We start from the raw sequence: 7,140 nt of genomic DNA on the forward strand, positions 1-7,140 counted from the left end.
ACCCGCACACCGTTTTATCCCTTCAAGGAGTACGCAGCATGACTGACACAGAATCCACAAAACCGGTGCAGGAAGAAGAGCACGCCGGACTCAGCCGTCGCGGCTTTCTCGGCAGCAGCGCCGTCACCGGGGCGGTGCTGGCAGGGGCCACGACATTGGGCGGGGCGGTGTTCAGCCGCGAGTCATGGGCGGCTGCGGTCAAGGATGCGCAGGCGAAAACCCATGTCGGCCCCGGCGAGCTGGACGAATACTACGGCTTCTGGAGCGGCGGTCATCAGGGCGAAGTGCGGGTGCTGGGTGTGCCGTCGATGCGCGAGTTGATGCGTATTCCGGTGTTCAACGTCGACTCGGCCACCGGTTGGGGCCTGACCAACGAAAGCAAGCGCATCATGGGCGACAGCGCGAAGTTCCAGAATGGCGATTGCCATCACCCGCACATCTCCATGACGGACGGCAAGTACGACGGCAAGTACCTGTTCATCAACGACAAGGCCAACTCCCGTATTGCGCGCATCCGCCTGGACATCATGAAGTGCGACAAGATGCTCACGGTGCCGAACGTGCAAGCCATTCACGGCCTGCGCCTGCAAAAAGTGCCGTACACCAAGTACGTGTTCGCCAACGCCGAGTTCGTCATTCCGCACCCCAATGACGGCCACACCTTCGACCTGCAAGACAAGAACAGCTTCACCATGTTCAACGCAGTCGATGCCGAAAAAATGGAAATGGCGTTTCAGGTGATCGTCGACGGCAATCTGGACAACGCCGACATGGACTACACCGGCAAGTACGCCGCGTCCACCTGCTACAACTCGGAGAAGGCCTACGACCTCGGCGGCATGATGCGCAACGAGCGCGACTGGGTCGTGGTGTTCAACATTCCGCGCATCGAAGCCGCGATCAAGGCCGGCAAGTTCATCACCCTGGAAAACTCGAAAGTGCCGGTGGTCGACGGTCGTAAAACCGATGGCAAGGACTCCGAATTCACCCGTTACATCCCGGTGCCGAAGAACCCCCACGGCCTCAACACCTCATCCGATGGCAAGTATTTCATCGCCAACGGCAAGCTGTCGCCGACCGTATCGATGATCGCCATCGACCGCCTGGACGACCTGTTCGCCGATAAATTCAAGGACCCGCGCGAAGTCATCGCCGCCGAGCCGGAACTGGGCCTGGGCCCGTTGCACACTACCTTCGACGGTCGCGGCAACGCCTACACCACGCTGTTCATCGACAGCCAGGTGGTGAAGTGGAACATGGCGGACGCGGTACGTGCCTACAAGGGCGAGAAGGTCAATTACATCAAGCAAAAACTCGACGTGCATTACCAGCCCGGCCACAACCATGCGTCGCTGACCGAAACCAGTGAGGCGGACGGCAAGTGGCTGGTGGTGTTGTGCAAATTCTCCAAGGACCGCTTCCTGCCGACCGGGCCGCTGCACCCGGAAAACGACCAATTGATCGATATTTCCGGCGAAGAAATGAAACTGGTGCACGACGGCCCGGCGTTTGCCGAACCGCACGATTGCATCCTCGCGCGGCGGGATCAGATCAAGACGCAAAAAATCTGGAACCGTAACGACCCGTTCTTCGCCGCCACCGTGGAGCTGGCCAAGAAGGATGGCATCAACCTGGAGACCGACAACAAGGTGATCCGCGACGGCAATCATGTGCGGGTCTACATGACCTCCATGGCGCCGGCGTATGGCTTGACCGAGTTCACCGTCAAGCAGGGCAACGAAGTGACCGTGACCATCACCAACATCGACCAGATCGAGGACGTGTCCCACGGTTTCGTCATGACCAACCACGGCGCGAGCATGGAGATCAGCCCGCAGCAAACCTCGTCCATTACCTTCACCGCCGACAAGGCCGGCCTGCATTGGTATTACTGCAGCTGGTTCTGCCATGCGCTGCACATGGAAATGGTCGGCCGCATGAAGGTCGAGCGGGCCTGACGGTTGAGCATCGACAGGAGCGGACCGATGACCGACATCAAGGGAAACCCGATCAAGGTGATCGCGCTTGCGCTCCTGCTGATGCCCTGCAGCGTGCTGGCGGTGCAACCCATTACTACGCTGCCGTTGCGCCTTGACGCCGAGCAACGCTGGCACGTGCCGGCGGGCGAATACCGTGGCTCGTTCAGCGTCGATCAACCGATGCAGATTGTGTGCGAGCCCGGCGCGGTTTTTCAGGCGCAAGGGCAGGGCAACGGGGTGATTGTCAGCGCACCGGACGTCGGGATCGAGGGCTGCACTTTTCTGGACTGGGGGCACGACCTCACGGCCATGAATGCGGCGGTGTTCCTCCAGCCCAAGGCGCGTGGCGCGGTGATCAAAGGCAATCGCCTGCAAGGTCAGGGATTCGGGATCTGGGTCGATGGGACTCAGGATGCGAGCCTGATCGACAACCGCATCCAGGGCGATCCGGCGATGCGTTCACAGGATCGCGGTAACGGCATTCACCTGTATGCAGTGCATGGCGCCAAGGTCATCGGCAACCAGGTGCGCGACACCCGCGATGGCATCTACATCGACACTTCCAACGGCAACCTGCTGCAAGGCAATACCCTGGAAGACCTGCGTTACGGCGTGCATTACATGTTCGCCAACGACAACCAGCTGATCGGCAACACCACCCGCCGCACCCGCACCGGCTACGCCCTGATGCAAAGCCGCAAGCTCACGGTGATCGGCAACCGCTCCGAACAGGATCAGAACTACGGCATCCTGATGAACTACATCACCTATTCAACTTTGCGCGACAACTTCGTCACCGACGTGCGCGACGGTTCGACCGGCGACAGCATGATCAGCGGCGCCGAGGGCAAGGCGCTGTTCATCTACAACTCGCTGTTCAACCGCATCGAACACAACCACTTCGAGCACAGCGCCGTGGGCATTCACCTCACCGCCGGCTCCGAAGACAACCGCATCGCCGACAACGCGTTTGTCGGCAACCAGCGCCAGGTCAAATACGTCGCCACCCGCTTGCAGGAATGGTCGGCGGATGGCCGGGGCAATTACTGGAGCGACTATCTGGGCTGGGACCGCAACAACGATGGCCTGGGCGATATCGCCTACGAACCCAACGACAACGTCGACCGCCTGCTGTGGCTGTACCCGCAGGTGCGGCTGTTGATGAACAGCCCCGGGATTGAACTGCTGCGCTGGGTGCAACGGGCGTTTCCGGTGATGAAATCGCCGGGCGTACTCGACAGCCATCCGTTGATGAAATCCACCACGCACACCCTGACCAAGGAGCCCGTCACATGAATGTCGTCGATCTGGAAGGCGTCAGCCAGCGTTATGGGCACACCACGGTGTTGCATCAGTTGAGCCTGAGCCTGGCCGAAGGCGAAGTGCTGGGTTTGTTCGGGCACAACGGCGCGGGCAAGACCACCAGTATGAAGCTGGTGCTCGGTTTGCTGCAGGCCAGCGAAGGGCAGGTCAGGGTGTTTGGCCGCTTGCCCAGTGATCCGAATGTCCGGCGTCTGCTCGGCTATTTGCCGGAGAACGTGACGTTTTATCCGCAGATGAGCGGCCTGGAAACCTTGCGTCATTTCGCGCGACTCAAAGGGGCCGCGTTCGCTCAGGTGGACGGGCTGCTGGAGGAAGTTGGCCTGGCAGGGGCGGCGCATCGACGGGTCAAGACCTACTCCAAAGGCATGCGCCAACGCCTCGGGCTGGCGCAAGCCTTGCTCGGCGAACCGCGCCTGTTGCTGCTCGACGAGCCGACGGTCGGCCTCGATCCCATCGCCACTCAAGACCTGTATCGGTTGCTCGACCGTCTGCGCAGCCAGGGCACCAGCGTCATTCTCTGTTCCCACGTTTTGCCGGGGGTCGAGGCGCATATCAATCGTGCGGCGATCCTGACCCAGGGGCGTCTGCTGGCCCTCGGCAGCCTGCGCAGCCTGCGCGAGGAAGCCGGGTTGCCGACGCTGATTCGCGCCAACGGACTCAAGCATGCCGGCCCCTTGCAGGCCTCGTGGAACATCGCCGGGCACGTCACTCAACGTTGGGGCGTGGAGGGCCTCGAAGTGGCCGCGCTCAATGGCAGCAAACTGGGCCTGTTGCGCCAGTTGCTCAATGAGGACGAGCCGGCTGACGTGGAAATCACTCCACCGTCCCTGGAAGACCTCTACCGCTATTACATGGGACGGGCCGCTGCGACCCACAGTGGAGAGATTCTATGAACCCGATCTGGAACATGGCCCGCAAGGAATTCAATGACGGTTTGCGCAACCGCTGGTTGTTGGCGATCAGCCTGTTGTTCGCGGTGCTGGCCACCGGCATTGCCTGGCTGGGCGCGGCGGCGTCCGGTCAGTTGGGCTTTACCTCGGTGCCCGCGACCATCGCCAGCCTGGCCAGCCTAGCGACGTTCCTGATGCCGCTGATCGCCTTGATGCTGGCGTATGACGCCATTGTCGGCGAGGACGAAAGCGGCACCTTGCTGCTGTTGTTGACCTATCCGCTGGGGCGCGGGCACATCCTGCTCGGCAAGTTCATTGGCCACGGGTTGATCCTGGCGCTGGCGACGCTGATCGGTTTCGGCTGCGCGATGCTCGCGATCGCCGTGCTGGTGGACGACGTCGAGCTGAGTCTGCTGCTCTGGGCCTTCGGACGATTCATTGTGTCGTCGACGCTACTGGGCTGGGGCTTTCTGGGGCTGGCTTATGTGCTGAGCAGCGTGGCGGCCGAGAAATCCACGGCCGCCGGTTTGGCGCTGGGCGTGTGGTTCTTTTTCGTGCTGGTATTCGACCTGGCGCTGCTCGCCCTGCTGGTGCTCAGCGAAGGGCACTTCAACCCGAAAGTGCTGCCCTGGTTGCTGCTGTTCAATCCCGCCGACCTCTATCGCTTGATCAATCTTTCCGGTTTTGACGCCGTCGCCAGTACCGCTGGCGTGCTGACCCTGGGCAGCGATTTGCCTGTGCCGGGCTCGATGCTCTGGCTCTGCCTGCTGTTGTGGGTGGCGGCGCCGTTGGGTACGGCCTGGCTGCTGTTCCGTCGACGGGCGACTTGAATTCTTACTTTGGTTTTTTGGAGCACCTGATGATGAGAACGCTTGATTGGAAGACGCTGCGCAACCTGGCGGGCCTGATGGTCTGTGTGCTGCTGACGGCGTGTGACAAACCCGTGCAAGCCAGCTACAGCGATGCCCCCAGCGCCTTTCATCCCAGTGATGAGTGCCATGTCTGCGGCATGATCATCGACGGCTTCCCCGGCCCCAAGGGTGAAGTGGTCGAGCACAGCGGCATCAAGAAATTCTGCTCCACGGCGGAAATGATCGGTTGGTGGCTGCAGCCGGAAAACCATCATGGCGATGCCAAACTATTTGTCCACGACATGGAGCACAGCCCTTGGAATGCGCCGGATGATACCCGGCTGATCGATGCCAAAGATGCGTATTACGTGGTCGGCACCCGGCTCAAGGGGGCGATGGGGGTGGTGTTGGCGTCGTTCTCCAGCCAGCAGGCTGCTGAAAAACTGGCCACGGAGCAGGGCGGTCGCGTGCTGCGGTTCAGCGAGATCGATCAGTCGGTGCTGCAACAACCGGCCATGTCGCACTCGACTCATTGAGCGGTCGATCCATTGAGAAAATCTGATCGCCGTCAAGTCGGAATTTTTGCATCTGTTCAAAGATAGGGTCCCGCCAGGTCCCCAGTGCTTGGCATCGACGATGCCCAGGAGAACATGATGCAAACCGAGTTTCAGGATCGTTTGGCCGTGATCACCGGCGCCAGTTCCGGGATTGGCCTGGCCTTGTGCGCGGCGCTGTTGCCGCGTGGGGTCAGGGTGTTGGCGATGTCGCGCACCGTCGGTGATTTGCCGGCCTTGCAGCAGATCTATGGTGAACGGCTGCAATGGTGTGCAGGGGACGTTACCTGCGAGGACGATCTGCAAGGGTTGGCCCGGCGGGCGGCGACGTTGGGGCGGGTGGATTATCTGGTGCCCAACGCCGGCATTGCCGAAATGGCCGACAGCCTGGACATGCCGGCCTTTCAGCGGCAATGGGCGGTCAACGGTGCGGGTGCGTTGAACACCTTGGCGGCGTTGCGCAGTGAGTTGGCGAACCCGGCGTCGGTGGTGTTTGTCGGCAGCTTCCTGACGGGGTCGAGTTTTCCCGGCCTGGCGGCCTGCATTGCCAGCAAGGCGGCATTGGCGGCCCAGGCGCGCACGCTGGCGGTGGAGTTTGCCCGTTTCGATGTGCGCATCAACCTGGTCTCGCCGGGGCCGACCGCGACCTCGATGTGGGACAACCTGGGCTTGAGTGATGGTGAGCTTGACGATGTTGCTGACACGCTTGGCAAGCGTCTTTTGCCGGGGCATTTTCTTGATGCGTCTGCGGTGGCCAACGTGATTATTTTTCAGCTGTCCCAGGGGGCGCGGGGGGTTTATGGGCAGGACTGGAAGGTTGATAACGGTTATACGTTGGGCTGACGGGGGGGATCGGGGTACATATCCATTTCTGCGGTAACGGCGGCTTATGGTTTCGCTCTTACAGCGACTCACTTTTCCAAACGCCGAAAAGTAAGCAAAAGGCTTTGCCCCTGACGTACGGTGCCTCGCCTAGGCTCGGCATTCCCTCGCTCCGGTCCTGCTCCGTGGGCCCGCCGCCATCGGCCATCCCTGGCCGGGGGCGGCTAACCCGGCATCCATGCCGGGTTGCCCACTGCGCAGAACCTCCACTCGGCCTCCCGACGGGGCAGATCAAAATCAAAAGCCAAAGCAAAGCAAAGCAAAGCAACAGCAGACGCGGTAATTGGCCATGACACCAATCAACTGTAGGAGCCGGCTTGCTGGCGATAGCGGTGGGTCAGCCAACATATTTATTGACTGGACGAACGCCATCGCCAGCAAGCCGGCTCCTACACGGTGATTGGGTTCACACGATTCAAAATTGTAGGAGCCAGCTTGCTGGCGATGGACGTCAACGATAACGCGGGCTGTCTGAATGAACGCGTTGCCCGGTCGTTTTTCGCGGGCAAGCCTCGCTCCTACAGGGAATCACGCACGCTTTTGATTCCCACCACTCATCAGGCCGAGCGTTAGCTCGCCTTCCGCTTTTGATCTGAGCGCCCCCTCGAGAGGCCGAGCGCAGGTTCTGCGCAGTGGGCAACCCGGCATGGATGCCGGGTTA

6 protein-coding genes are annotated in these 7,140 nt (G+C 61.1%); all 6 read left to right on the forward strand.

What is annotated here, in order from left to right; genetic code table 11:
- The first annotated feature begins 38 nt into the window (after nt 1–38).
- The 6 genes from nosZ to KGA82_RS16285 all read left to right on the forward strand — a co-directional run bounded on the left by nosZ (nt 39) and on the right by KGA82_RS16285 (nt 6,440).
- Nucleotides 39–1,958, forward strand: a complete 1,920-nt coding sequence (gene nosZ, locus KGA82_RS16260) for a TAT-dependent nitrous-oxide reductase (RefSeq protein WP_223451229.1) — start codon at nt 39–41, stop codon at nt 1,956–1,958.
- A gap of 27 nt (nt 1,959–1,985) precedes the next feature.
- Nucleotides 1,986–3,275 carry a nitrous oxide reductase family maturation protein NosD gene (locus KGA82_RS16265; protein ID WP_223451230.1) on the forward strand — a complete coding sequence of 430 codons (1,290 nt, stop codon included), beginning with the start codon at nt 1,986–1,988 and terminating at the stop codon, nt 3,273–3,275.
- Entirely contained in the window at nt 3,272–4,195 is a 924-nt protein-coding gene (locus KGA82_RS16270; protein WP_008037453.1) for an ABC transporter ATP-binding protein, read from the forward strand. The genes KGA82_RS16265 and KGA82_RS16270 overlap by 4 nt, the downstream gene beginning before the upstream one ends.
- Nucleotides 4,192–5,022 carry an ABC transporter permease gene (locus KGA82_RS16275; protein WP_008032080.1) on the forward strand — a complete coding sequence of 277 codons (831 nt, stop codon included), beginning with the start codon at nt 4,192–4,194 and terminating at the stop codon, nt 5,020–5,022. The genes KGA82_RS16270 and KGA82_RS16275 overlap by 4 nt, the downstream gene beginning before the upstream one ends.
- Before the next feature lie 32 nt (nt 5,023–5,054).
- Nucleotides 5,055–5,579 carry a nitrous oxide reductase accessory protein NosL gene (locus tag KGA82_RS16280; protein ID WP_223451233.1) on the forward strand — a complete coding sequence of 175 codons (525 nt, stop codon included), beginning with the start codon at nt 5,055–5,057 and terminating at the stop codon, nt 5,577–5,579.
- A 117-nt stretch (nt 5,580–5,696) separates the two neighbouring features.
- On the forward strand, nt 5,697–6,440 hold the full coding sequence (locus KGA82_RS16285; protein WP_223451231.1) for an SDR family NAD(P)-dependent oxidoreductase: 744 nt from the start codon (nt 5,697–5,699) through the stop codon (nt 6,438–6,440).
- Nucleotides 6,441–7,140: the final 700 nt, after the last annotated feature.

This window comes from Pseudomonas sp. BF-RE-22, from assembly GCF_019956155.1.
GTDB classification, from domain to species: domain Bacteria; phylum Pseudomonadota; class Gammaproteobacteria; order Pseudomonadales; family Pseudomonadaceae; genus Aquipseudomonas; species Aquipseudomonas migulae.